The sequence below is a fragment of the Bradyrhizobium sp. genome, from assembly GCF_027307225.1.
GTDB lineage: Bacteria > Pseudomonadota > Alphaproteobacteria > Rhizobiales > Xanthobacteraceae > Bradyrhizobium.
Genome location: NZ_DAHUXJ010000098.1, coordinates 23,812 through 47,611, shown reverse-complemented (window position 1 = coordinate 47,611; position 23,800 = coordinate 23,812). Strand labels below are relative to the sequence as shown.

The 23,800-nt window shown below is 61.6% G+C and carries 24 protein-coding genes; 10 read left to right on the top strand and 14 right to left on the bottom strand.

Annotated features, from left to right (window positions below):
* Nucleotides 1-378 precede the first annotated feature (378 nt).
* The 3 genes from M6D32_RS17385 (at nt 379) to M6D32_RS17375 (ending at nt 5,812) form a co-directional block, all read left to right on the top strand.
* On the top strand, nt 379-780 hold the full coding sequence (locus M6D32_RS17385) for a DNA-directed RNA polymerase subunit N (protein WP_298258382.1): 402 nt from the start codon (nt 379-381) through the stop codon (nt 778-780).
* A 220-nt stretch (nt 781-1,000) separates the two neighbouring features.
* Entirely contained in the window at nt 1,001-2,539 is a 1,539-nt protein-coding gene (locus M6D32_RS17380; RefSeq protein WP_298258380.1) for a YifB family Mg chelatase-like AAA ATPase, read from the top strand.
* Nucleotides 2,540-3,529: 990 nt separating this feature from the next.
* Nucleotides 3,530-5,812 carry a response regulator gene (locus M6D32_RS17375; RefSeq protein ID WP_298258379.1) on the top strand — a complete coding sequence of 761 codons (2,283 nt, stop codon included), beginning with the start codon at nt 3,530-3,532 and terminating at the stop codon, nt 5,810-5,812.
* Between the two features lie 46 nt (nt 5,813-5,858).
* Here the strand turns inward: M6D32_RS17375 and coaA are convergent, their stop codons facing one another.
* The 7 genes from coaA to hisB all read right to left on the bottom strand — a co-directional run bounded on the left by coaA (nt 5,859) and on the right by hisB (nt 10,752).
* The gene (gene coaA / locus M6D32_RS17370) at nt 5,859-6,815 is read right to left on the bottom strand and encodes a type I pantothenate kinase (protein ID WP_298258378.1); all 957 of its coding nucleotides are present in this window, start codon (nt 6,813-6,815) and stop codon (nt 5,859-5,861) included.
* Nucleotides 6,816-6,833: 18 nt separating this feature from the next.
* Nucleotides 6,834-7,157, bottom strand: coding sequence for a phosphoribosyl-ATP diphosphatase (locus M6D32_RS17365; RefSeq protein WP_298258376.1), 324 nt, complete (start codon nt 7,155-7,157; stop codon nt 6,834-6,836).
* Between the two features lie 252 nt (nt 7,158-7,409).
* A complete protein-coding gene (gene hisF / locus M6D32_RS17360) occupies nt 7,410-8,186 on the bottom strand; it encodes an imidazole glycerol phosphate synthase subunit HisF (protein ID WP_298258375.1) in 777 nt (258 codons plus the stop codon).
* On the bottom strand, nt 8,168-8,935 hold the full coding sequence (gene hisA, locus M6D32_RS17355) for a 1-(5-phosphoribosyl)-5-[(5-phosphoribosylamino)methylideneamino]imidazole-4-carboxamide isomerase (protein ID WP_298258373.1): 768 nt from the start codon (nt 8,933-8,935) through the stop codon (nt 8,168-8,170). Before hisA ends, hisF begins: the two co-directional genes overlap by 19 nt.
* A complete protein-coding gene (hisH, locus tag M6D32_RS17350) occupies nt 8,932-9,582 on the bottom strand; it encodes an imidazole glycerol phosphate synthase subunit HisH (protein ID WP_298258371.1) in 651 nt (216 codons plus the stop codon). The genes hisA and hisH overlap by 4 nt, the downstream gene beginning before the upstream one ends.
* The gene (locus M6D32_RS17345; protein ID WP_298258370.1) at nt 9,579-10,109 is read right to left on the bottom strand and encodes a DUF2628 domain-containing protein; all 531 of its coding nucleotides are present in this window, start codon (nt 10,107-10,109) and stop codon (nt 9,579-9,581) included. Before M6D32_RS17345 ends, hisH begins: the two co-directional genes overlap by 4 nt.
* Before the next feature lie 49 nt (nt 10,110-10,158).
* Complete coding sequence (hisB, locus tag M6D32_RS17340; RefSeq protein WP_298258369.1) at nt 10,159-10,752, bottom strand: imidazoleglycerol-phosphate dehydratase HisB; 594 nt, start codon at nt 10,750-10,752, stop codon at nt 10,159-10,161.
* Nucleotides 10,753-10,991: 239 nt separating this feature from the next.
* On the opposite strand from hisB, the gene hslV reads away from it, so the two are divergent.
* The 4 genes from hslV to M6D32_RS17320 are packed head-to-tail and all read left to right on the top strand — an operon-like array spanning nt 10,992 to nt 14,530.
* Nucleotides 10,992-11,552, top strand: coding sequence for an ATP-dependent protease subunit HslV (gene hslV / locus M6D32_RS17335; protein ID WP_298258368.1), 561 nt, complete (start codon nt 10,992-10,994; stop codon nt 11,550-11,552).
* Nucleotide 11,553: 1 nt separating this feature from the next.
* Nucleotides 11,554-12,036: a GNAT family N-acetyltransferase gene (locus tag M6D32_RS17330; protein ID WP_298258366.1), complete on the top strand. Its 483-nt coding sequence runs from the start codon at nt 11,554-11,556 to the stop codon at nt 12,034-12,036.
* A 58-nt stretch (nt 12,037-12,094) separates the two neighbouring features.
* Nucleotides 12,095-13,396, top strand: coding sequence for an ATP-dependent protease ATPase subunit HslU (gene hslU / locus M6D32_RS17325; RefSeq protein WP_298258364.1), 1,302 nt, complete (start codon nt 12,095-12,097; stop codon nt 13,394-13,396).
* Between the two features lie 9 nt (nt 13,397-13,405).
* Nucleotides 13,406-14,530 carry a hypothetical protein gene (locus M6D32_RS17320; protein WP_298258362.1) on the top strand — a complete coding sequence of 375 codons (1,125 nt, stop codon included), beginning with the start codon at nt 13,406-13,408 and terminating at the stop codon, nt 14,528-14,530.
* 83 nt (nt 14,531-14,613) lie between these two features.
* Here the strand turns inward: M6D32_RS17320 and M6D32_RS17315 are convergent, their stop codons facing one another.
* From M6D32_RS17315 to M6D32_RS17305, 3 genes are all read right to left on the bottom strand, one after another.
* Entirely contained in the window at nt 14,614-15,195 is a 582-nt protein-coding gene (locus tag M6D32_RS17315; protein ID WP_298258360.1) for a Smr/MutS family protein, read from the bottom strand.
* A 164-nt stretch (nt 15,196-15,359) separates the two neighbouring features.
* On the bottom strand, nt 15,360-16,805 hold the full coding sequence (locus M6D32_RS17310) for an MltA domain-containing protein (RefSeq protein ID WP_298258388.1): 1,446 nt from the start codon (nt 16,803-16,805) through the stop codon (nt 15,360-15,362).
* Between the two features lie 70 nt (nt 16,806-16,875).
* Nucleotides 16,876-17,580 (bottom strand): Tim44/TimA family putative adaptor protein, encoded by a 705-nt coding sequence (locus M6D32_RS17305; protein ID WP_298258359.1) that lies wholly within the window; start codon nt 17,578-17,580, stop codon nt 16,876-16,878.
* 469 nt (nt 17,581-18,049) lie between these two features.
* Here M6D32_RS17305 and secB point away from each other — a divergent pair, with 469 nt between their 5' ends.
* Nucleotides 18,050-18,541 carry a protein-export chaperone SecB gene (secB, locus tag M6D32_RS17300; RefSeq protein WP_298258358.1) on the top strand — a complete coding sequence of 164 codons (492 nt, stop codon included), beginning with the start codon at nt 18,050-18,052 and terminating at the stop codon, nt 18,539-18,541.
* Between the two features lie 7 nt (nt 18,542-18,548).
* Here secB and dnaQ read toward each other — a convergent pair whose 3' ends face one another.
* From dnaQ to M6D32_RS17280, 4 genes are read right to left on the bottom strand one after another with little or no spacing between them, the layout of a single operon-like run.
* Nucleotides 18,549-19,253: a DNA polymerase III subunit epsilon gene (dnaQ, locus tag M6D32_RS17295; RefSeq protein ID WP_298258357.1), complete on the bottom strand. Its 705-nt coding sequence runs from the start codon at nt 19,251-19,253 to the stop codon at nt 18,549-18,551.
* A gap of 26 nt (nt 19,254-19,279) precedes the next feature.
* Entirely contained in the window at nt 19,280-19,879 is a 600-nt protein-coding gene (gene coaE, locus M6D32_RS17290) for a dephospho-CoA kinase (RefSeq protein WP_298258355.1), read from the bottom strand.
* Nucleotides 19,880-19,881: 2 nt separating this feature from the next.
* Nucleotides 19,882-20,490: a Maf family nucleotide pyrophosphatase gene (locus tag M6D32_RS17285; RefSeq protein ID WP_298258353.1), complete on the bottom strand. Its 609-nt coding sequence runs from the start codon at nt 20,488-20,490 to the stop codon at nt 19,882-19,884.
* Nucleotides 20,487-21,323 carry a pyruvate, water dikinase regulatory protein gene (locus M6D32_RS17280; protein ID WP_298258351.1) on the bottom strand — a complete coding sequence of 279 codons (837 nt, stop codon included), beginning with the start codon at nt 21,321-21,323 and terminating at the stop codon, nt 20,487-20,489. The genes M6D32_RS17285 and M6D32_RS17280 overlap by 4 nt, the downstream gene beginning before the upstream one ends.
* Nucleotides 21,324-21,788: 465 nt before the next feature.
* On the opposite strand from M6D32_RS17280, the gene hemJ reads away from it, so the two are divergent.
* Nucleotides 21,789-22,214 carry a protoporphyrinogen oxidase HemJ gene (gene hemJ / locus M6D32_RS17275; RefSeq protein WP_298258349.1) on the top strand — a complete coding sequence of 142 codons (426 nt, stop codon included), beginning with the start codon at nt 21,789-21,791 and terminating at the stop codon, nt 22,212-22,214.
* Nucleotides 22,215-22,464: 250 nt separating this feature from the next.
* The gene (gene rho / locus M6D32_RS17270; protein WP_298258348.1) at nt 22,465-23,730 is read left to right on the top strand and encodes a transcription termination factor Rho; all 1,266 of its coding nucleotides are present in this window, start codon (nt 22,465-22,467) and stop codon (nt 23,728-23,730) included.
* Nucleotides 23,731-23,800: the final 70 nt, after the last annotated feature.

Here is a 23,800-nt window from a genome sequence, read left to right as displayed (position 1 = left end):
CAGTTTCGCGGCGACCTCGTCATAGGAACTTCAAATTCTAAACCGCACTAGAATCATATAATTGGCTAGTGCTCCTTTGATTCCGAAGTTCGTAAACGTGGAGCCGCAATATGATACGAACTTCGGAATCGGAGCACTAGTATGGCGAATTTGAAGTTCCTATCAGTGTTGCTGCGAGGTCGTCACATGAACTTCAAATTCAAAGGCCGCTGCTTGGAAACAATAAGTTGCTACGCTTCCGGGCACATCCGCACCAAGCCGTCGTCGCGAAGGCGTCCAAATGTAGTCACAATAGTCAGGTGACTGATGACGGAGCAAATGGACTCGCCATGGTCAGGCTTGTCACTATCCGATGGTGGACAAGCGGGGGATTTCAAAATGAAGAAACAGACGATCGGCCTGGCCTTTGCCTTGGCACTGCTGTCATCGGCCGCGACTGCCCAGGAACGCGCAGGCGATGCCGCGCTCGGCGCAGTATCGGGAGCCGTCGTGCTTGGGCCGATCGGTGCGGTGGCCGGTGCGTTTGTGGGTTATACGGCCGGACCGTCGATTGCCAACGCCTGGGGCGTGCGGCGACCAAGCCACCGCCGATACGTCCGCAGGCCCGCGACGGCGGAGCCAGCCGCGATGACACGCGAAAGCGGACCTGCGCCGCGCACCCATGCGGATGTTGCAGCGGTCGCATCGGCCCCGCCTGTTCCATCCCCGCCGCCAGCGCCAACGGCTGCACCTGCTCCAACGCACGCGACTGCCATGCCGCCGGTCCAGCCGCTGGACTGAGCGCTCTCGCGGAATTGGTTCTGCGGCCTGTCGGGGTTTTCCTTTAAAGCGGCTGGCGATCAGAGTGCCTCGCCGTCGTGCGCGGCAGCATCGGCATCACGTCACGAGGATTTTTGAGCTCCCCCTACCCTTAGGTGGTGTCCTCAAGTTGGCGAATGTTCTCCTAATGTTCTTGCCCTCTCGTCCGCCTTCCGCTACCCTCTGACACGGAAGGGGCAGCATGGTCCAGCGGGTTTCAACCGTCGCGTTTGAGGGTATCGAGGCCCGCGCCGTCGACGTGCAGGTGCAGGTCGCGCCGGGTTTGCCGGCCTTTGCCATCGTCGGCCTGCCCGACAAGGCGGTTTCCGAGGCGCGGGAAAGAGTTCGCTCGGCGCTGATTGCCTCCGGCCTCGCGCTGCCGGCGCGCCGCATCACCGTCAATCTTGCGCCGGCGGACCTGCCTAAGGAAGGCAGCCATTACGATCTGCCGATCGCACTCGGACTGATGGCGGCGATCGGGGCCATTCCGCCGGATGCGCTTTCAGGTTTCACCGTGCTCGGCGAACTCGGCCTCGACGGCTCGATTGCAGCCGTCGCGGGCGTCTTGCCAGCCGCCATCGGTGCGAATTCGCGCGAGGAAGGCTTGATCTGTCCCGCCGCCTGCGGCGCGGAAGCCGCCTGGGCCAGCCCGGACATCCAGATCGTGGCCGCACAATCGCTGATCCAGTTGGCCAATCATTTTCGCGGGTCTCAGGTGTTGTCGCGGCCCACGCCCAGGGTGCATGAGGCAACGGCGAGCACACTCGACCTGCGCGACATCAAGGGCCAGGAGAGCGCCAAGCGCGCGCTCGAAATTGCGGCGGCCGGCGGGCATCATTTGCTGATGATGGGAAGTCCCGGCGCGGGCAAGTCGATGCTCGCCGCGAGGCTGCCCTCGATCCTGCCGCCGCTATCGCCGTCCGAATTGCTGGAAGTGTCGATGATCGCGTCGGTCGCCGGCGAAATCCGCGACGGCGCCTTGACGGCACAGCGTCCGTTCCGCTCGCCGCATCATTCCGCGAGCATGGCGGCGCTGACCGGCGGCGGCGTGCGCGCCAAACCCGGCGAGATTTCGCTCGCGCATCAGGGCGTGCTGTTTCTCGACGAACTGCCGGAGTTCGATCCGCGCGTGCTCGATTCGCTGCGCCAGCCGCTTGAAAACGGCACGGTGGCGGTGTCGCGCGCCAACCATCGCGTGACGTATCCGGCGCGCTTCATGCTGATCGCGGCGATGAACCCCTGCCGCTGCGGGCACGCGTTCGAGCCCGGCTTTTCGTGCAAGCGCAATCGCATCGAGCGCTGCACGGCGGATTACCAGGCGCGCATATCGGGTCCGTTGATGGACCGCATCGATCTGCGAATCGAGGTGCCGGCGGTGAGCGCCGCCGATTTGATTCTGCCGCCGCCGGCGGAAGGCTCAGCCGAGGTTGCCGCGCGCGTGGCGGCGGCACGCGACATTCAGGCCGCGCGTTATGCCGCGCTGGGACTACCGAACATCCGCACCAATGCGGAAGCGCCAGCCGCCGTGCTGGAAACAATCGCGCAGACAGATAGCGCGGGCACCAAGCTGTTGCGCGAGGCGTCTGAAACCATGCGGCTCTCGGCGCGAGCCTATCATCGCATCCTGCGGGTGGCGCGCACGCTCGCCGATCTCGACGGCGCCGACAACATCACGCGGCTTCACTTGGCCGAAGCCCTGTCCTATCGCGCGCTCGCCGACGATCTGCAGCGCGCGGCTTGATGATGGTGGCGTTCCCCGGATGCTGCGCAATGCGCCGCGGCAGCGGCGTGGTGCGCTGCTGATCCTAGTGTAGTGGATTTGACATTCGCTCTCCCCAAGCCGCTAGTCCGGAAAGCGAATGTCAAATCCTAAACTACACTAGAATCTAATATTTCTAGTGATCCTATGATTCTAACATTCGCAAAGTGGGCGCTGAGGGGGATGCGAATGTTAGAATCGGATCACTAGGTCCCCGCGGAGGATTGTGGGTCCCGGCTTCTCGCGAAGCAGCCATAGCGCGTCGAGGACGCGCGTGAACGCGCTTTCGGCACGCTGCGTCGCGTCCAGGACACGAGAATTGTCCTTGACAGCTTTTCTCGTCCCTCACCTGATTTGCCCGTCGTGCCAATCTGTCGCAGGTGCGATCCTTGTGACGTCGGGCAAATCACTGGCACTTCTTCGCGCGTCTTCCGCCCGAGATGAGGGCGTTTCGCGATCGTCACTAAACGTTGGGCGGAAGATGCGGTGGACGCGGCGGCGCAACAGACGAATGCGCATCGTCGCGGACGGCGAAGCCACGTGGTCCTGATGTCCCGACGCTGACATCAACTCGCGACAATGCTCCGTATTGCGCGAGGACGGTGACAACAAGCCCGATCGCCGGGGAGAGCGTGGAATAAGCCGTAAAACCAGCCGCGCGGGGAATGCCTGACGACTTCGGCGGACCTGCGGTGACTAACTCGTACGCTTTCTACTTTGCGTGCGAGGCTGTGGGTGCGTTGACGCGCCCGGCATTCCCTGCTCCCTCTGCTTTCGGAGGGACCCTTTGCAATGACTCGGAGGCGATTGCCGCGCGAGAATGAAGAGGCGCGACCCGCGGGAGGTTTAACGTTTCGTCAACCACGTTCGCATGCCGCGAGCGGAACCCGCGCACCTTCAAGCACTTCGCAAGACCGTGGACGGCATCTTCGTGAACCAACGAACGATGCAAAAAAATTCAGGTGATCGGCCATGGGGCGGATGATCCAGATCAAACTGCACCTGCGCCGCTTCGCGCGACGTCATCCGTGGATTTCGCTTTCGGTCCGTTCGTTCGTGATCTTCTCCGCGACGTTCGGCGGCGCCTATGGCTTCATAGCGGGCAGCCGCTCGGAACATTCCGGCTACAACCCCAACAATTTTGCGATCGGCGCAAGTTTCCTGTTTGCGGTCGCATGTCTTGCACTCGTGACCGTCAGCATGCGGCTGCGTTTTGTGCGCAAGAAGATGCGCAAGATCGCGCTGCATAATGAGGCGCTGGCCGACCGCAATTGGGAATTGCAGGAAGCGGAAGGGCGCTCGCGCAGCCTGTTCGAATCGCAGGGCGATTTAATCGTGCTGCGCGACGGAGAAGGCAGGATCACTTTCGTCAACGACGCCTACTGCGAACTGGCGCGCAAGGAGCGGGGCGAGCTGATCGGCAGCCGCTTCCAGCTCACCGTGATCGAACAGGGCGAAAGCGCGATCGAGGCGAACGGGACCCGGATTCACGACCAGCGCATCGAAACCGCGCTGGGTGCGCGCTGGATCGCCTGGCGCGAAGCGCTGGTCCGCTTCGATGCCGGCGCGCCGGCCGAAATGCAAAGTGTCGGCCGCGACGTCACCGACCGCACCGAAACCGAGCGTGCGCTTGCCGAGGCTCGCGACCAGGCGGACGCCGCCAACCGTGCCAAGTCGCGCTTTCTCGCGATGGCAAGCCACGAGATCCGCACGCCGCTCAACGGCATCCTCGGGATGAGCGGGCTGTTGCTCGACACCGCGCTGACGCCGGAGCAGATGACCTATGCCAAGGCGGTGAAAACCTCGGGCGATGCGCTGCTCGCGCTGATCGAGGAGCTGCTCGATTATTCCAAGATCGAGGCCGGCAAGATCGACCTGGAATCGCGCCCGTTCGCACTCGCCGGCCTGATCGAGGACATCACCGAACTGCTGGCGCCGCGCGCACAGGCGCGCAAACTCGAAATCGCGTCTTTCATCGATGACCGCCTGCCGGCGCAGGTGATCGGCGATGCCGCGCGGCTTCGACAGGTGCTGCTCAACCTCGCCGGCAACGCCATCAAATTCACCGCGACCGGCGGCGTGGCGCTGATCGTCGAGCCCGGCATCTGGCCCAGCGAAATCTCGTTCATCGTGCGCGACACCGGCATGGGTATCGCGCCGGCGGCACAGGAGCGCATCTTCCGCGAATTCGAACAGGCCGACGACCGCATCGCCCGCAGCTATGGCGGCACGGGACTGGGCCTCTCCATTTCCGAGCGCATCGTCAAGCGCATGGGCGGGCGCATCGCGCTGGAAAGCGAACCCGGCAAGGGCTCGACCTTCACCGTCAGCATTCCGTTGGCGGCCAGCGAGAGCGCGCCGCAGCCGTTTGCGGCCCCCGATCTTGGCGGCCGCTCCGTGATGCTGGTGGCGCCACAGAGCATCGAGGCGTCGCTGGTAGCGCGGCGGCTGGAACGCTGGGGCGGCCAGACCTGCGTGGTTTCCGATCCCGATGTGGCGCGCGCGCTGCTGCCGGAGCGGAATTGGCACGCGGTGCTGCTCGACCACGCGCTCGGCATCGAAACGGTCGAGGCGCTGGCGACGTCGGCACGGCCGTTCGCTCCCCGGCGGATCGTCATGTTCACGCCGGCGACCCGGCAGGAATCGCAATTCTCGGCGGCCTCTTCCCTCACCGGCTATCTGGTCAAGCCGTTGCGCGCGGCCTCGCTCGCCGCACGCCTTTCCGGGCCGCCGGAGGTTTCCGCACCCGGCCTCGTCGACGCCATCGCCGAGCCGGCGGAAGCCGCCGAGGCCGCACCCGCCGTCACGCCGCGCGGCTTCTCCGTGCTGGTAGCGGAAGACAACGAGATCAACGCGCTGCTGATGCGCTCGCTTCTGACGCGGCTGGGACATCAGGTCGTCCTCACCACCGATGGCGAGGAGGCGCTGGAATCCTGGCTCGCCGCAAAATCCGCCGGTGCGCCTTATGACCTCGTGCTGATGGACATCCAGATGCCGGGCCTCGACGGCATCGAGACCACCAAGCGCATCCGCAGCCATGAAGCCGCGCAGGCGGGACGGCGGACGCCGATCCTGGCGCTGACCGCGAACACGCTGGTCGAGGATCGCCATGCCTGCTTCGAGGCGGGCATGGACGGTTTCCTGGTCAAGCCGCTCGACCGCGAGAAGCTTGCAGATGCGCTAGAGTCCCGATTCCGAGGTTCGCATGATTACTCGGCCCCACCTCTACGAACTTCGGAATCGACAGGAATCTAGCAAAATTATTGGTCCAGTGTGGCTTTGGTTCAAATAAGAAAGCGGATCAGAGCCGGCGCAGCGCCACGGTTTCGACGACGTGGTCGGCGCCCTTCTTGAGGATCAGCGTCGCGCGCGGTCGCGTCGGAAGGATGTTGTCCTCGAGGTTTGCGAGGTTGGTGCGCTCCCAGATCGCGGTTGCGGTCGCGACGGCTTCGTCGTCGGACAGCAGTGCATAGCGGTGGAAATAGGATTTGGGATCGTGGAAGGCGGTATCGCGAAGGGTCAGGAAGCGGCGGATATACCAATCGCGCAGCACCGGCTCCTCCGCATCGATATAGACGGAGAAGTCGAAGAAGTCGGAGACGACAGGCACCGCCTTGCCATCGCGCGGAAGACGGCTGGTTTGCAGGACGTTGACGCCCTCGACGATCAGGATGTCCGGCCGGTCGATCTCATTCCACTCATTCGGAATGATGTCGTAGGTGAGATGCGAATAGACCGGCGCGCCCACTTTTCCTCGTCCGGCCTTGATGTCGCTCAAAAACGAGAGCAGCCTCGGCTGGTCGTAACTTTCGGGGAAACCCTTCTTCTGCAACAAGCCTTGCCGCTCGAGCACGGCATTGGGAAACAGAAAACCGTCGGTCGTCACCATGTCGACCTTCGGCCGCGGCGACCAGCGCGCCAGGAGGGCTTGCAGCACGCGCGCCGTGGTCGACTTGCCGCCGGCAACCGAGCCTGCAATGCCGATGATGTAGGGCACCTTGCGGTCCCGAATGCCAAGAAACTGGCGCTGCGCCTGAAACAGCCGGGTCGTGGCATCGACATAGATCGACAACAAGCGCGACAGCGGAAGGTAAATGTCTTCGACTTCCTTCAGGTCGAGGCGATCGTGCAGCGAGCGCAAGCGCTCGAACTCGCCCGGTTCCAGTGTCATCGGCGTGTCGTCGCGAAGGCGCGCCCACTGGTCGCGGGAAAATACCCGGTAGGGATTATACTGCTGATCGGGTGCCCTGATATCCATGACGCCTATCCAGCCAAGCTAGTCGCGCTTGCGCGCGGCCTTTTCCTCAAGCCCGGACATGCCGGTGCGGCTCTCCAGCGTAGCCTCGACTTCTTCAAGGGCGACGCCACACGACTTCAACAGCACCAGCAGGTGAAACAGCACGTCCGCGCTTTCCGCGATGAGATGGTCGCGGTTGGTACCGACGGCGGCGATCACGGTTTCCACCGCCTCCTCGCCAAACTTCCTGGCGCAATGCTCTGGCCCCTTGTCCAGGAGCTTGCGGGTATACGAAGCCTCGCCGCCCGATGCCGCGCGGGCGTCGATGATTCTGGCAAGGTCGTGCAGCGAAAAACGCGACATCAATTCGAACTCAACTTCAAACTTGCATGCGCCGGGTATCGCAGGCGCCAATCACCCCTGACTAGTGCGGTGAATTTGAAGTTCCTATCAGTTTCGCGGCAATCTCGTCATAGGAACTTCAAATTCCAAACCGCACTAGATCCATATATTTAGCTAGTGCTCCTCTGATTCCGAAGTTCGCAAACGTGGGGCCGCAATGCAATCCGAACTTCGGAATCGGAGCACTAGTAGCACTCCTGTCATAAGGAGTCGTCAGGGATCGAGCCGCATGGCTAAGCCGGCGCGGGCCATGTGGTCCTTGGCCTGACGTATGGTAAATTCGCCGAAATGGAAGATCGACGCCGCCAGCACCGCGGTCGCGTGGCCTTCGCGGATGCCGTCCACCAGATGGTCGAGATTGCCGACCCCGCCGGAAGCGATGACCGGCACGGCCACGCTGTCGGCGATCAAGCGCGTCAGGGCTAAGTCGAATCCCTGCCTGGTGCCATCCCGATCCATCGAGGTCAGGAGGATTTCACCGGCGCCGAGTGAAACCACTTCCTGCGCATATTCGATGGCGTCGATCCCGGTCGCCTTGCGCCCGCCATGGGTGAATATCTCCCAGCGATCCGAGCCACCGACGCGATTGACGCGCTTGGCGTCGATCGCAACCACGATGCACTGGTCGCAGAACTTCTCCGCCGCTTCCCTGACGAATTGGCGCCGGCTGACCGCGGCCGAGTTGATCGAAACCTTGTCGGCGCCGGACCGCAGCAACGTGTTGATGTCGTCGACCTCGCGCACGCCGCCGCCGACGGTGAGCGGCATGAAGCAGGCCTCGGCCGTGCGCCGGACCACGTCCAGCATGATGCCGCGATTTTCGTGGGTCGCGGTGATGTCGAGAAAACAAAGCTCGTCGGCGCCGGCGGCGTCATAGGCGATCGCCGCTTCGACGGGATCGCCGGCGTCGCGCAGATCGACGAAGTTGATGCCCTTGACGACGCGGCCATCTTTCACATCGAGACAGGGGATCACGCGAGCCTTGAACATGGATCCTCCTGGGCCGCCGCCCGTGCGCTGTGGATCAGCTTCAGCGCCGCGACAGGATCGAGACGGCCGTCATAGAGCGCGCGGCCGACAATGGCGCCGGCGAGCTTCTTGGCCCGCGGGTCGAGTAGCGCCTTCACGTCGTCGATCGAGGCAAATCCGCCCGAAGCGATGACCGGAATGGAAATGCGATCGGCGAGCGCAATCGTGGCGTCGAGGTTGAGGCCCTTGAGCAGGCCATCGCGCGCGATATCGGTGAAGATGATCGCGGCAACGCCGGCATCCTCGAACCGCCGCGCGATGTCGAGTGCGGTGACCTGCGATGTCTCGGCCCAGCCTTCGACCGCAACCTTGCCGGCGCGCGCATCGAGCCCCACGGCGACGCGGCCGGGAAACTTCTTCGACGCGCTTTTGACCAGTGCGGGATCGCGCACCGCGGCGGTGCCGATGATCACCCGCGCGATGCCCTTCTCGAGCCAGGCTTCGACCGTCTTCAGATCGCGGATGCCGCCGCCGAGTTGCACCGGTATGGTGACCTTCCTGAGCATGGCTTCGACGACGCCGGCATTCACCGGCCTGCCGGCGAAGGCGCCATCGAGATCGACGACGTGGAGATATTCGAACCCTTGCGCGGCGAAGCTTGCTGCCTGGGCGGCGGGATCGAGGTTGAACACGGTCGCGCGCGCCATGTCGCCTTGTTCGAGGCGCACGCACTGTCCGTTTTTCAGATCGATGGCAGGAAAAAGAATCACGGCTTCCACTTCAAGAAGTTCGAGATCAGGGCGAGTCCGAAGCGCTGGCTCTTTTCTGGATGGAATTGCGTGCCGATCGCGGTATCGCGGGCGACGATCGCCGTCACCGGCCCGCCATAGTCGGCGCGCGCCAGCACATCAGCTTCGTTGGCGGCAATGAGGTGATAGGAGTGCACGAAATAAGCGTGACGGCCCTTCGGGCCCAGCGGCAACCGCTCAAGCACGGGGTGTTCGCCCGCCAGATCGAGCGTGTTCCAGCCCATGTGCGGGATTTTCAGGTTCTCGTCGCGCGGCGAAATCTTCACGACTTCGCCGGCGATCCAGTTGAAGCCGTCGGTGTTGACGTATTCCTTGCCACGCGTCGCCATCAACTGCATGCCGACGCAGATGCCAAAAAACGGCCGCGCCTTGTTTCGCACGGTTTCGGTCAACGCGTCGACCATTCCGTCCAGTGCATCGAGGCCGCGGCGGCAATCGGCGAACGCGCCGACGCCGGGCAGCACGATGCGGTCGGCGCGATAGACCGTATCGGGATCGCGCGTCACGACGATCTTGTCCGGGTTCTCCATGCTGCGACTCGCGCGCTCGAAGGCTTTCGCCGCCGAGTGCAGGTTGCCGGAGCCGTAATCGATGATCGCAACACTCACCGCGGCGCTCCCGGTTCGGGAAAGAGACCGATGATGTCGTCGCGTGGCGGTGACGGCGGCTTCGAAAAAGCCTGGCCCGGGACATCCCGCGTCGGCGGCGGGCCGCCGCGATCGACCGCCGGCTGGTCGTTGCCCGTCACGCGTTGCCGCGCGGTCCAGCGATCGAAGAAGCGACGCTCGGCGGCCTCCTCGTCGTCGGCAACCACAATATCAAGCTGCCGCCATCTGCGCCGCGACAAGGTCCAGCGCTTGAGGCTTGTGGCCTCAAAGCCAAGCAGCAACGCAAGCAACGCATCGACAAGAAAAACGATTCCACCGCTGAAGCCGAGCCGGACAAAGGCGATATCGATTGCCGTCATCAGCACGATCCACCCGATCAGCGCGAGCCACAGACGATGCCAGGCGAGCCACACGACGCCAAAGACGGCGGCCCACACATGAAAGCCGTCTCTAACGAAGGCAAAGCGATCGGTCGCACGGAAATCGATGTTGCTCACCGCGGGGGCGTGAACGGTATAGACCGGCATGTATTGGCCTCGTTTCCGAAGTTCGTCGCTCGCCGTCCGAAAAATCAGATCAGCCGCCGAGCTGACCCTTGGTGGACGGCACCTCGCCTGCCGCGCGCGGATCGATGGCAATCGCGGTCCGCAACGCACGCGCCAGGCCCTTGAAGCAGGACTCGGCGATATGATGGCTATTCTCGCCATATAGGGTTTCGACGTGCAAAGTCACCCCGGCATTCATCGCGAACGCGTTGAACCATTCGCGAACCAGCTCGGTATCGAATTGGCCAACCTTGTCGCGCGGAAACTCGGCCTTGAAGACCAGCACCGGGCGGCCGGAAATATCGATCACGACCCGCGACAAAGTCTCGTCCATCGGCATGTGGACGCTGGCGTAGCGGGTGATGCCGGCCATGGTGCCGAGCGCCTGTTTCACCGCCTGCCCCAGCGCAATGCCGACGTCCTCGGTCGTGTGGTGGTGATCGACGTGGAGATCGCCGGCGGCCTTCACCGTGATGTCGATGCGGGAATGGCGGGCCAGCAGGTCAAGCATATGGTCGAAGAAGCCGATTCCAGTGGCGACGTTGGACACACCCGACCCGTCGAGGTTGACGGTCACCTCGATATCGGTCTCTTTCGTCTTGCGCTTGATGGTGGCGCTGCGCATGAGCATCTTTCCCTGATGTCGGAATCGGGACACTAAAGCCAAACCATTGGCCGAAAACGCGGTCTTTTAACAGGCCGCACCCGGCTTCGCTACTGCGGGATACCGTTTTGAAAACCCAACTTCGACCTATGGTGACCGAAATCCGGTCCCTCGCGGAGGCCAGAGGTCACCTGGTTGCACGTGCCTTGTTGTAACCACGCGGACCTGCCCTTAAATCAGGCGAAGTTTAGAGGTAATCCATGCATTCAGCAGCCCCAGATATGCCGGTTTGGCACGGCACCACCATTTTAACGGTCCGCAAAGGCGGCAAGGTCGTGGTCGGCGGCGACGGCCAGGTCTCGATCGGCCAGACCGTGATCAAATCCAACGCCAAAAAGGTCCGCAAGCTTGGCAAGGGCGAGGTCATCGGCGGGTTTGCAGGCGCCACGGCCGATGCCTTCACCCTGTTCGAGCGGCTGGAAGCCAAGCTCGAGCAATATCCCGGCCAATTGACCCGCGCGGCAGTCGAACTCGCCAAGGACTGGCGGACCGACCGCTATCTGCGGCGGCTCGAGGCGATGATGATCGTCGCCGACAAGGAGGTCTCGCTGGTTCTGACCGGGACCGGCGACGTGCTCGAGCCGGAAGGCGGCGTGATGGCGATCGGCTCGGGCGGCAATTATGCGCTGGCCGCGGCACGTGCGCTCGTCGACACCGACAAGGATGCCGAGACGATCGTGCGCCGGTCGCTCGATATTGCGGCGGACATTTGCGTCTACACCAATCGCAACGTCACGATTGAGACCCTGCAAGCAGGTTAGCATGACCGCTTACGTTTTCCGCCCGATGTCGGCAGACGATCTGCCGACAATCAAGCGCTGGCTAGAGACGCAGCATGTCCGCGAATGGTGGCACGATCCCGCCGAGCAATTCGAACTCGTCAGCGGCGATCTCGATCATCCGGATATGGCGCAGTTCATCGTGGCCGCCGACGGACAGGAGTTCGCTTATTTGCAGTGCTACAATTTGAGCGTCTGGGATTGCGGTTTCGGTTCCCAACCCGATGGCACCCGAGGGCTCGATCAGTTCATCGGCGAGGCCGATATGGTCGGGCGCGGCCATGGCTCAGCCTTCGTCCGTGCCTTTGCCGATCGCTTGCTGGCTGCCGGAGCGCCGCGTGTCGTCACCGATCCGGATCCGGACAATGCGCGCGCAATCCAGGCCTATGAAAAAGCCGGATTTCACCGTGATCGCCTTGTCGAAACACCCGACGGAGCGGCGTTGTTGATGATCCGCGATTCTTGACCGCCATCGTTTCAAATCGCCGCTTGTTCTGACCCGCATTTAGACTTAGCTAGAAACCATGACCGACTTTTCTCCCCGCGAAATCGTTTCCGAACTCGACCGCTTCATCGTCGGCCAGACCGATGCCAAGCGTGCGGTATCGATTGCCTTGCGCAATCGATGGCGTCGTCTGCAGCTCGCTGACGGCTTGCGCGAGGAAGTGCTGCCGAAAAATATTCTGATGATCGGGCCGACCGGCGTCGGCAAAACCGAAATCGCACGAAGGCTGGCAAAGCTCGCCGGCGCGCCGTTCATCAAGGTCGAGGCCACCAAGTTCACCGAAGTCGGCTATGTCGGCCGCGACGTCGAGCAGATCGTGCGCGATCTTGTCGAGGTAGCCATTTCGCAAACCCGCGAGCGCAAGCGCAAGGACGTTCAGGCCCGCGCCCAACTCGCCGCCGAAGATCGCGTGCTCGACGCGCTGGTTGGCGCCAATTCCAGCGCCGCGACGCGCGACTCCTTCCGCCGGAAACTGCGTGCCGGCGAACTCAACGACAAGGAAATCGAGATCGAGACGCAGGCGTCCGGTGGAATGCCGATGTTCGAGATTCCGGGCATGCCCGGCGCGCAGATGGGCGCGATTTCGCTCGGCGATATCTTCGGCAAGATGGGCGGTCGCACCAAGACGCGCCGACTAACGGTCGAAGGCTCGCACGAAATCCTCGTCAATGAAGAGGCCGACAAGCTGCTCGACAACGACCAGCTCGTGCTTGAGGCAATCGCAGCGGTCGAGAACAACGGTATTGTGTTCCTCGACGAGATCGACAAGATCTGTGTGCGCGACGGGCGCGTCGGCGGCGAGGTTTCGCGCGAGGGCGTGCAGCGCGACCTGCTGCCGCTGATCGAAGGCACCACGGTATCGACCAAGCACGGCGCGGTGAAAACCGATCACATCCTCTTCATCGCTTCCGGCGCATTCCACATCGCCAAGCCGTCGGACCTGTTGCCGGAATTGCAGGGACGGTTGCCGATCCGCGTCGAGCTGGCAGCGCTCACCCGGGACGACATGCGGCGCATTCTGACCGAGCCGGAAGCATCGCTGATCAAGCAATACATTGCGTTGATGCAGACCGAGGGCGTCACGCTCGATATCGCTGACGGCGCGATCGACGCGCTCGCCGATATCGCGGTGGCCGTCAATTCCACCGTGGAGAATATCGGCGCCCGGCGGCTGCAAACCGTGATGGAGCGCGTGCTCGACGAAATTTCCTTTGCCGCGCCGGATCGCCACGGGGAAACCATCCGGATCGACGCCGAATATGTTCAAAAGCACGTTGGCGACCTCGCCAGGAATGCCGATCTGAGCCGATTCATTTTATAGCGCTTGCGAATGAACTGGTTCACCCGGCAAAATCCCTGGCGTGTGATGGTTACCATCAACGCCGCCGTGATTGCCGGGGTGTTCATTCACAAGATCCTGCTGCCGCCTTACGTCCCCTATATCCATCTACTCGTCGACTATCATTTCGGGCTCGTCAAACGCGCGCTGATCGGCGCGATCGTTGCGCTGTTTACCGCGAAAGTGCCGGTATGGCTGGTGTTCGCGCTCGGCGGCGCCGCCTGGGTCGCGACGGCCGCGCTATTTGCAAAGCTGTTCCGGCGCACCTTCGGCTTCGACGACGCCCACATGCCGCTCTTTATCTTCATCGCCGGCTCGCCATTCTTCCTGAAGAATTTCATGCACACGCTCGGGCACTTCGACATCTACGGCTGTCTGGCTGCGATCATTCTGTTGTTGATTCCCGCGCATGGGATCGCCTTGGTGCTGCTCGCGGCTTTCCTTTCGGCCGTCCTGATCCTGATCCACCACATCCATCTCCTGATGTATGTGCCGACCATCGCCCTGATCGTCGTGCTCCGGCACTATCTGGCGATGGGGTTCAACCGCACGAACCTCGTCGTGGGCACGATCTCAATTCTCGCGCTCGCCGCACTGTTTCTCGGCCTGCAATTCTGGGGGACGATGCCGATCCCCGAAGCCGACTTCGTCGCCTATCTCAAGACGCGAATGGCCGACCCTGCCCGCACCGATCTGCTCGGCTTCAGTTACATCTGGTACCAGCCGCTCGTGAAGGAAATCGGCGACACTTGGGCACGGATGCCGTCGAACATTCTCGGCGTACCTGTTTTCGCGCTGCTGATCTGGCTGCACACGCCGCTCTGGCGATATTTTGCCGATTCAATTCGGTCACTGGCGGATGATTTCCACCGCCACATCGTCGTCGCGGGCATTCTTGGCGTTACCGCGGCCTATCTCGTCATGTTTGCGATGGTGTTTGATTATTCGCGATGGATCTCGAACTGGGTGGTGTGCCTGTTCTTGATCCTCCACGCTGTCAAGACGCTGCCGTCTTTGAAACCAGTTCCGCCGATCGCCAGCGATGACCGCAAGACCAACGTCGCCGGCTGGATCGTGACGCTGATTCCGCGCGTCGGCGTGATCCGGCCATTCTGACTTTTTTATTTTGACGCGTTTTCTTCACGCCAACCGGAATCCACCCACGGATCAAGTCCGAGGGAATGCTTCGCTCGAAAACGCTATGTAAAGCGCGAGCGGCGGATCCGAACATAGAGTGCGCCCGCGCCACCGTGGCCGATATGGGCTTCTTCAAAGCCGACGACCAGCGTGCGAAAATCCGGCTGGCTCAGCCATTGCGGTACCTGGCGCCGAAGCACGCCACCTTCGGATTCGGCGCCGACCTTGCCTTTGCCGGTGATAACGAGCACGAAGGTCAGCCCGTCGCCATGCGCACGGTGCAGAAAGGCGGACAATGCGCGATGCGCCCGCACCTGGGTCATGCCGTGCAGGTCGAGACGAGCTTCGATCTCCTTCCTGCCCTTCGACAGCTGTGATCGCTCGCGCCGGCCGAGCGGCACGAGCGGCGGTGTCGCGGATTTTTTCGGCTGCGGCGTAGCGGCGGGAGCAGGCTTCGGACGAACCGCGATCTTGGCGGCAGCCCGCGCCTCCACCGATGGCGGCGACGCTAGCGCAGTTATTGCGCGGTGCTTCTTTCGCAGCGGCTTGATCTGCCTGGCAACGCTGTCCCACAGCGCATGCTCTTCGTCGCTCAGGGCTCGCCTGCGGCGCGGCGGATCCAGAATCGGAGGCGGTCGCTTCATGTTTGAGTGGTCCGATTCCAACATACCCGTAGGAGTTTGTGGTCAGGCGGGTAGCGAATGTCAAATCCGCAACCACTAGAATCACATAATTGGCTAGAGCTCCTTTGATTCCGAAGTTCGTAAACGTAGAGCCGCAATATGATACGAACTTCGGAATCGGAGCACTAGCCCCCGCGGTGGCGGATAAAGCGGCGAAGACGAAGACCCGTGCGGCCAGGCTTGGTCACCGGCCGCGCCTGCGGCAGCGGCACTTTCTCCGTCACTTGGGCTGAGGTGGCTGGAGCCGCCGATGGCTTGACGCCACCCGCCGGTTCGTTCGGCTTGTCTTTTAAAGGATCGGTTTGTGGAAACAGCTTTGCGATTTTCTCGGAAGGCCGCGGGTCCGGCAGCGGCATCTTGCGGCCGCGCTCGACAGGATCGACGCGCTTCGGCACCAGCATGACAAAGCGCATGTTGTGACGGAAACGGCCGGATATGCGTCCCGCTTCCGCGCCGGCCCCATAATAAATGTCGGCGCGCGCAGGACCGGTGATGGCCGAGCCGGTGTCCTGTGCGACCATCAGCCGCCGGAACGGCGTTTTCGCTTGCGGCGATTCGATCGGCAGCTCGCCTTCGATGAAGAACAGCGTGCCGTAGACGTGAAGCGAGTTGTCGACCGCAATCGACCGGCCCGGCGTCAGCGGCACGCCTTGCGCGCCCACTGGTTCGTCCTTGTCGGAGAGCGGCACTTGACGAAAGAACACGTAGGCGCGGTTTTGCCGTCGGACTTCATTCGCCCCGTCGGGATTTTGCTCCATCCACTCCCTGATCTTCTGCATCGACATCTGTTCTCTTGGAATGATGCCGCGCTCGATCAGGATGCGGCCGACGGCCGTATAGGGATAGCCGTTATGTGCATCGTAGTTGATGCGGATGGTCGAGCCGTCCTGAAGACGTATCCGCGCCGACCCCTGGATCTGTGCAAACAGAAGATCGGTCTGATCCTTGAGCCAGCAGATTTCGAGGCCCCGGCCGGCAATCGCGCCATCTTCGATCTGGGCGCGATCATAATAGGGCACAAGCTTGCGCCGGCCGATCTTGCGATATACCGGGCCCTTGTTGGGCAGGCTGGGAGAATCCTGCGTGAAGCCCCGGACAAACAAGTTGGAGGGCCGGCGATAGACCGGCACGTTGAAGACATCGGTCCGGGTCCGCGAGCCCTCGAGGATCGGCTCGTAATAGCCCGTTACAAAGCCCGCATCCTCGCCAAGCCGCGATATTTGCAGCGGAACGAAATTCTCCTCGAAAAAAGCGCGCGCCGTGGCGTCATCGGTAATCGCGCGCGCTTTCGCAAGGCGGCACGGTTCGCGCAGCGAGGCGCCGAGCGCTTTGGAATCATCGGGCGGATTTTGTTGCGCAGCTATGGAAGTACAGCTGACGCGAAAGGCTTTGTAAGCCTGCGCGTGGTCGTCCGACGCCCAGCCGGCGATATCCTTCCAGGCGAGCGGAATGTATTGGCCGCCATGGATCACGATCGGCCATTCAAGACGTGGATAGGGAATCTGACGAGGAGCCGGAGCTTCCGAATGCTTGCGCGCCGCGAACGTTGTACGCAGTTTGCGTGCAGCCATGGCGCCAAGCGGGACAACCACCAGTGCCAGAACGATCACACCGAGCGCGGCGGCAATGCGCCGCCCACGATTAGTGCGCGCTACCGGTGCCAACCAGCTTCCAGTTCGGATCGCGCGAGGTCGGGTCGCGGGCGAATGTCCAGACGTCGGTGATATCGGCGACCTTGTCCGGGTTGCCGTCAACAATCGCGCCGGCCTTGTCACGGGTAACCGAGATCATTTGCGAGACAAAGCGAACCGTCAGCTGCGCGTTGCGCTCGCGCGCCTCTGCCCCGACAATTTCAGCCTTGTCGATCGAAACAAACCGCGTCTCGGTCTTGCGCTCTTGCCGCTCCCGCTCCTTGATCGCGGCGTCAAAGCTGTCATAGACCTCGGTCGAGAGCAGGTCTTTCAGCGAGCGGCGGTCACCGTTGGCGAATGCCAGCACGATCATTTCGTAGGCGCTTCGTGCGCCGCTCAGGAAATGACGCGGGTCAAACGACGAATCCTGTGCAACGAGCCCATCGAGACCTTGGGCGAGCGCCGTTCCCGCTTCGGCAATGCCCTTCCAGCGATCCACGGGCGGGACAACGTCGGGTGCCGGCGCCATCGGCGCCTGGTCGATCACGGTTCCAGGTATCGGAACGACGTTGCTGTCCGGCGCACCCTGCACGACGTTGCGCGCCGCGCGATCGTATGGCGGCCGCTCACTGCCGGTGCGCTGCCCGAGCACATTGCGCAAGCGGAGGAAAATGAACACGGCCAGCGCCAGGAAGATGATCGTATAAATATCCACGTCGAATTCGCTTTCTGGTTCTAGGCGCCGGCAGTGGACCCGGCGGTAGAGCGTCCCCGTTGTCAGGGGGCAGACATTACATCATCGATCAGCCCGCCGCATGTAAGCATGAAACCGAGGCTGGCCAATGGCACCTGCCGGCAAGCATGCCGCAGAATCACGCACCAACCGGTCCCGGGCCCTGTCCGGCTGCCACGCGCGAATTCTAGCGCGTTTCAAACGCGAGGGGAAACCCCACGATGGCCATAAATCGCGCATATTCAATTATTTAGAGGAACTTCTCGTTCCCTCCCCGGTTCGCAATTGATCAAATAGGCCTCCCGCTGCGATCCGCTCTGACGGTCGTCCTTGTGGAAAGAGGTTGGGCTATGATAGCCACTCGCCCCGACAAGGCCTTTTGCTTCCCTTTCAGGCGCATTCGGATGCGACAAATGGCTCCGTTCGCCAAACCGTTCCAGGAGAGAATCGTATGACCAACGGCAATGGTACGCCTCCCGAGGCAGCGCTTCCTCCGCAGCTGAACGTGTTGGCGCAGTACACCAAGGATCTGTCGTTCGAAAACCCGAATGCGCCGGCGTCCCTTGGAGCGCAACAGCAGCAGCCCGCGATCAACATCCAGATCAACGTCAACGCCGGCAATGTGGCCGAGAACGATTACGAGGTCGCGCTATCGGTCGAAGGCAAGGCCGAAAGCAACGGCAAAGTGATGTTCAGCTTCGAGCTCATCTATGCCGGCGTGTTCCGGATCCTCAACGTGCCGAAGGAAAACCTGCATCCGCTGATCATGATCGAATGCCCGCGTCTGCTGTTTCCGTTCGCTCGCGAGATTATCGCAACTGCGGTTCGCGATGGCGGCTTCCCGCCGTTGATGCTGGATCCGGTCGACTTCGTCGGGCTGTATCGCCAGAACATGGAACGGCAAGCGGCGCAGATGCAAGCCGCCCAAGTGAAGCCGAGCTGATTTTGTCCTAAACGGCGGCAGCCGGCAGGAAATCGTTCCAGACCGGCTTGTCGCCAAGCGTCAGAACAAACTCGCGATGTGCAGCGCGGTCGGCCTCGGTGACGCGGGGCGCGAGCGGAGTTTCCCGCTGTCGCCGCGGCATGTCGCCAACGCCGGAGACACGAACCTCGCGCGACTCGGACGCCAGAACGAGTTGCGACTGCCGCGCGCCGATCAGATCGATGTAGACCTCGGCCAGAAGCTCAGCATCGAGCAGCGCGCCGTGTTTGGTGCGCCGTGAATTGTCGATCTGATAACGCGAGCAAAGATCGTCGAGGCGGTTGGAGACGCCGGGATGCTTGCGCCGCGCCAGGAGCAGCGTATCGACCAGGCGATCCCTGGAGAGCGCCGGCCGCTTGATCCGGTCGAGTTCCGCATTGATGAAGCTGATGTCGAACGAGGCGTTGTGGATCACCAGCGGCGCATCGCCGATGAACGCCAGGAACTCGTCGACCTCCTCCACAAACAGCGGTTTGGCGGCGAGAAATTCGGTTGAAAGCCCGTGCACGGCAAAGGCTTCCGCCGGCATGGCCCGCTCGGGATTGAAGTAGCGGTGAAAGGTTTGCCCCGTCGGCATGCGGTTGAAAATCTCGACGCAGCCGATTTCGACCAGCCGGTCGCCCCGCAGGGGATCAAGGCCAGTGGTCTCAGTATCGAGAACGATTTCGCGCATGAAAAAGACCGCCGAGGACGGGCGAATCAGGATCGCCGGGGGGGCAATTTAGCAGCCTCAGCCAGAATGTCGCGAATTCGCAGCCTGACGGGATCAAGACCGTGCGAGGTATCCACCACGAAATGCGCCCGCTTTCTTTTTTCGGCATCCGGCATTTGCCGCGCCAGAATAGCGTCGAGTTTTTCCTCGGTCATATTGGGGCGGGTGAGAATTCGCTCGCGCTGAAGTTCCGCGCTCGTCGTCACCACGACCACGGCATCGACGCGCTTTTCGCCACCGGTCTCAAACAGCAAGGGCACATCGACCACCGCGACCGGCGCGCCGGATTGTTCGGCATCTTGAAGAAATCGATGTCGCGACGCGCCAAGCATCGGGTGAACGATTTCCTCGAGCCGCCTCATCGCAGCGGAATCGTGCACCACGCGGGCTGAAAGCCTGTTGCGATCGACCTTTCCATTTGCCGTCGTGCCGGGAAACGCCGCCTCGATGGCGGCGACGGCTTCGCCTTCGTAAAGCCGATGAACAGCGGCGTCCGCGTCATAGACGGGCACGCCCGCTTCCGCGAACAAATTCGCGGTGGTCGACTTTCCCATCCCGATCGAACCGGTCAATCCAAGGACGATCATGTTCAAACGCCTAACAAGCGTTCGCCGCGCAGAAATGCAAACAGCGGCAACAACGGCAAACCGAGAATGGTGAAGTGGTCGCCCTCGATCTGCTCGAACAGATGAACACCGAGCCCTTCAAGTTGATAGGCACCGACGCTGGACGTCACGGCGTGACCTGCTTCCACCAGATAGGCCTCGATCTGGGCATCGTCGAGCTGACGCATGGTCATGCGCGCGACCGAGACGTGATCGTATAACAGCTTTCCGTCACGCGCGACCGCGACCGCGGCATGAAGCTCATGGCGCTGTCCGGAAAGCGCGCGTAACTGTTCGACCGCCTGTGTCCTGCCCGCCGGCTTGTTGAAAGTTCGCATTCCGAGCGCCAGCGTCTGATCGGCGCCGATGACGTAGTGTCCTTGTCGCCTCACTGAGACGGCACGGGCTTTCTCGCGGGCCAGCAGGTTTGCGATCCCGCCGGGGTCCGACAGGCCCGATGATTTCTGGATCGCGCGTTCATCGATGTCGGCCGGATCGCTTTCGAAGGCGATGCCGGCATTGGCAAGCAGGATCTGTCTCGCCTTGCTCTGCGAGGCCAACAGCAACGGCTCTTTTCCGCGCCACAGCGTCATTCGGGAAGCCGTTGCCGCTGCCGATCACTAAAGAGTTTCATGACGGCGGCCGCGGTTTCCTCGATCGAGCGGCGGGTGACGTCGAGCTGCGCCCAATTGAACTTGGCGCACAGCCGCCGCGCAAAGGCAACTTCATCCGCCACGGCCTGGCGGTCGATGTAAGTGTCGTTGTCACGGTCACCCATGCTCAGTAGCCGGTTCTGCCTGACCTGGATGAGACGTTCGGGCGTCGCATGCAGACTGACGACCAGCGGCTTGGTCAAGATTTCGAGCTGATGCGGAATCGGAATGCCCTGCACCAACGGCACATTGGCGGTGCGGATGCCGCGGTTGGCGAGATAGATCGAGGTCGGCGTTTTCGAGGTGCGGGACACACCGACCAGAATCACGTCCGCCTCGTCGAGACCTTCGACATGCTGACCGTCGTCGTGCAGCATCGTGTAGTTCAGCGCATCGATCCGCTTGAAATATTCGGCATTCAGCGTGTGCTGGGCCCCTACCCGGCCCGACGTCGGCGCGCCGAGATAGGCCTGGAACAATTGCATCACCGGCCCGATGATCGACAGACTCGGAATATTTATTTCCTGGCACTTCGTTTGAAGTTTCGAGACGAGATCTTTTTCCAGCAACGTGAATAGTACGATGCCGGGCGCTTCCTCGATTTCGGTCAGCACGCGATCGAGCTGCTTCTGGCTGCGAACCAGCGGGTAGACATGCTCGACGGGTATCACGTTGGTGTATTGGGCGGCGACGGCGCGCGCCACGGTGATCAAGGTCTCGCCGGTCGAGTCCGATATCAGATGCAGGTGAAAATAGTTGCTGGTCGTGGACACGAAAAAGCCTGTGTGGTCTGTGAATCCTTGTGGAGCCAATCCGAGAAAAAGCCGGTCCCGTCATCCGATCAGGGATAACCGGCTTTTTTCTTCACAAGGCTCCCCGTGAGGATAATTCCGTTCCGGCGCGACAACGTTAGTGGGGTTTTGTGGATTTGTCTCTTCATAAACTGACTAGCTGAATGTCCAAGGAATTGAAACCGCTCGCATAACGGCAATCGACACGAACCGTGCGGGAATTGTCGATAGATGTGAGTAAAGTCTCGGAAGCGAGCGGATGTCGTTGGGTGAGTCCAATCCACGGTCACTCAGACTCAAACCTTAAGATTCTAGAATTATTAGTTTAGATAAGGGCTCTTCACGGATAAGTCTCACCGTGTTGAGAGAAACAGGACTCGCGGCCTGAAATGATCTATCCGTGGCGAGCTTCATCACGTTTCATGCGTTCCGACAAAGGCGAGACCGGTGTACGAGTGGATCAAGGCGCTGCACGTCATTGCGGTTATCTCCTGGATGGCCGGCATGCTCTATCTGCCGCGTCTGTTCGTCTATCACTGCGAGGCCGAGGTCGGCTCAAAGCAGTCCGAGACCTTCAAGGTGATGGAACGGCGATTGCTGAAAGCAATCATCAATCCGGCGATGATGGTGACCTGGCTGGCTGGGATTTACCTCGTCTGGTCGGGGCATTGGCTTTTCACCAGCTGGTGGATCTACGGAAAACTCTTTCTGGTGCTGGTGCTCTCCGGGGTCCACGGCCTTTTTGTCCGCTGGGTCAAGGATTTCGCAGCGGACCGAAATCATCTCTCACAGAGATTTTATCGTATAATCAATGAGATACCAACAATCCTGATGATCGGAATCGTCATTTTGGTGATCGTCAAGCCGTTTTAGATGCCATCGCTGCGCCATGACGCCGTCTTGCGGAAGGTCAGGCGATTTTCTATATTGGCCGAATTCCCACCCTACGCAGGCGGATGTGATTGCGTCCCGGTTTCCTTGTTGGACCGGCCGCTGCATCAGGTTTGAGGCCTTCCCAGCCCTTTCCTTGCTCAGACCTGCGGACCTTCCTGACTTCAGGCTCCGCACTCCAAGAAGCCGCCTCGCACCCTCCCCCTCTTAAGCACTCCACAGGACCACCCCAATGCGGGAAATCAAACTCCAAGACCTCAAAACCCAGACGCCGGCGGAACTTGTCGCCTTCGCGGAGGAAAAGGGGGTCGAAAACGCCAGCACGATGCGCAAGCAGGAGCTGATGTTTGCCATTCTCAAGCAGCTTGCGATCCAGGAAATCGACATTATCGGCGAAGGCGTCGTCGAGGTTCTCTCCGACGGCTTCGGCTTCCTGCGCTCGCCGGATGCCAACTACCTGCCCGGCCCCGACGATATCTACGTTTCGCCGTCGCAGATTCGCCGCTTCGGCCTTCGTACCGGCGATACCATCGAAGGCCACATTCGCAGCCCGAAGGAAGGCGAACGCTACTTTGCGCTGCTCAAGGTCAACACGCTGAATTTCGAAGATCCGGAAAAGTCCAAGCACAAGGTCAATTTCGACAATTTGACGCCGCTGTTTCCGGACGAGCGTTTCCGCCTCGAGCTCGAAGACCCTACAAGAAAAGACCTTTCTGCGCGCGTGATCGATATCGTGGCGCCAATCGGCAAAGGCCAGCGCGCCTTGATCGTGGCGCCGCCGCGCACCGGCAAGACGGTGTTGATGCAGAACATCGCCCATTCGATCACGGCCAATCATCCCGAATGCTATCTGATCGTGCTTCTGATCGACGAACGTCCGGAAGAAGTCACGGATATGCAGCGTTCGGTAAAGGGCGAAGTGGTTTCATCCACGTTCGATGAACCGGCGGTGCGTCACGTCCAGGTCGCCGAGATGGTGATCGAGAAAGCCAAGCGCCTGGTCGAGCACGGCCGAGATGTCGTGATCCTGCTTGATTCGATCACACGTCTTGGTCGCGCCTACAACACCGTGGTGCCGTCATCCGGCAAGGTGCTGACCGGCGGCGTCGACGCCAACGCGCTGCAACGGCCGAAGCGGTTCTTCGGCGCCGCGCGTAACATCGAAGAGGGCGGTTCGCTGACGATCATCGCGACCGCGTTGGTCGATACCGGCAGCCGTATGGACGAAGTGATCTTCGAAGAATTCAAGGGCACGGGTAACTCCGAACTGATTCTTGACCGCAAGGTGTCCGACAAGCGAACCTTCCCGGCGATCGACATCTCGCGCTCCGGCACCCGTAAGGAAGAGTTGATCACCGACCCGCAGGTCTTGAAGAAGATGTACGTGCTGCGGCGGATCCTCAATCCGATGGGCACGATGGATGCGATCGACTTCCTGCTCGACAAGCTCCGCAACACCAAGAACAACTCGGAGTTCTTCGAGTCCATGAATACGTAAAGCACTCAGCCATTGAGCACTCGGCCATTGGCTCAGCTTCAGGCGTCCTTGCGCGAGCAGGGGCGCCTTT

Bases quoted from the DNA above. Each gene is read 5' to 3' on its own strand.
- M6D32_RS17385 (WP_298258382.1), top strand. From the start codon at position 379: ATGAAGAAACAGACGATCGGCCTGGCCTTTGCCTTGGCACTGCTGTCA.
- M6D32_RS17380 (WP_298258380.1), top strand. From the start codon at position 1,001: ATGGTCCAGCGGGTTTCAACCGTCGCGTTTGAGGGTATCGAGGCCCGC.
- M6D32_RS17375 (WP_298258379.1), top strand. From the start codon at position 3,530: ATGGGGCGGATGATCCAGATCAAACTGCACCTGCGCCGCTTCGCGCGA.
- coaA (WP_298258378.1), bottom strand. From the start codon at position 6,815: ATGGATATCAGGGCACCCGATCAGCAGTATAATCCCTACCGGGTATTT.
- M6D32_RS17365 (WP_298258376.1), bottom strand. From the start codon at position 7,157: ATGTCGCGTTTTTCGCTGCACGACCTTGCCAGAATCATCGACGCCCGC.
- hisF (WP_298258375.1), bottom strand. From the start codon at position 8,186: ATGTTCAAGGCTCGCGTGATCCCCTGTCTCGATGTGAAAGATGGCCGC.
- M6D32_RS17345 (WP_298258370.1), bottom strand. From the start codon at position 10,109: ATGCCGGTCTATACCGTTCACGCCCCCGCGGTGAGCAACATCGATTTC.
- hisB (WP_298258369.1), bottom strand. From the start codon at position 10,752: ATGCGCAGCGCCACCATCAAGCGCAAGACGAAAGAGACCGATATCGAG.
- hslV (WP_298258368.1), top strand. From the start codon at position 10,992: ATGCATTCAGCAGCCCCAGATATGCCGGTTTGGCACGGCACCACCATT.
- M6D32_RS17330 (WP_298258366.1), top strand. From the start codon at position 11,554: ATGACCGCTTACGTTTTCCGCCCGATGTCGGCAGACGATCTGCCGACA.
- hslU (WP_298258364.1), top strand. From the start codon at position 12,095: ATGACCGACTTTTCTCCCCGCGAAATCGTTTCCGAACTCGACCGCTTC.
- M6D32_RS17320 (WP_298258362.1), top strand. From the start codon at position 13,406: ATGAACTGGTTCACCCGGCAAAATCCCTGGCGTGTGATGGTTACCATC.
- M6D32_RS17315 (WP_298258360.1), bottom strand. From the start codon at position 15,195: ATGAAGCGACCGCCTCCGATTCTGGATCCGCCGCGCCGCAGGCGAGCC.
- M6D32_RS17310 (WP_298258388.1), bottom strand. From the start codon at position 16,805: ATGGCTGCACGCAAACTGCGTACAACGTTCGCGGCGCGCAAGCATTCG.
- secB (WP_298258358.1), top strand. From the start codon at position 18,050: ATGACCAACGGCAATGGTACGCCTCCCGAGGCAGCGCTTCCTCCGCAG.
- dnaQ (WP_298258357.1), bottom strand. From the start codon at position 19,253: ATGCGCGAAATCGTTCTCGATACTGAGACCACTGGCCTTGATCCCCTG.
- coaE (WP_298258355.1), bottom strand. From the start codon at position 19,879: ATGATCGTCCTTGGATTGACCGGTTCGATCGGGATGGGAAAGTCGACC.
- M6D32_RS17285 (WP_298258353.1), bottom strand. From the start codon at position 20,490: ATGACGCTGTGGCGCGGAAAAGAGCCGTTGCTGTTGGCCTCGCAGAGC.
- rho (WP_298258348.1), top strand. From the start codon at position 22,465: ATGCGGGAAATCAAACTCCAAGACCTCAAAACCCAGACGCCGGCGGAA.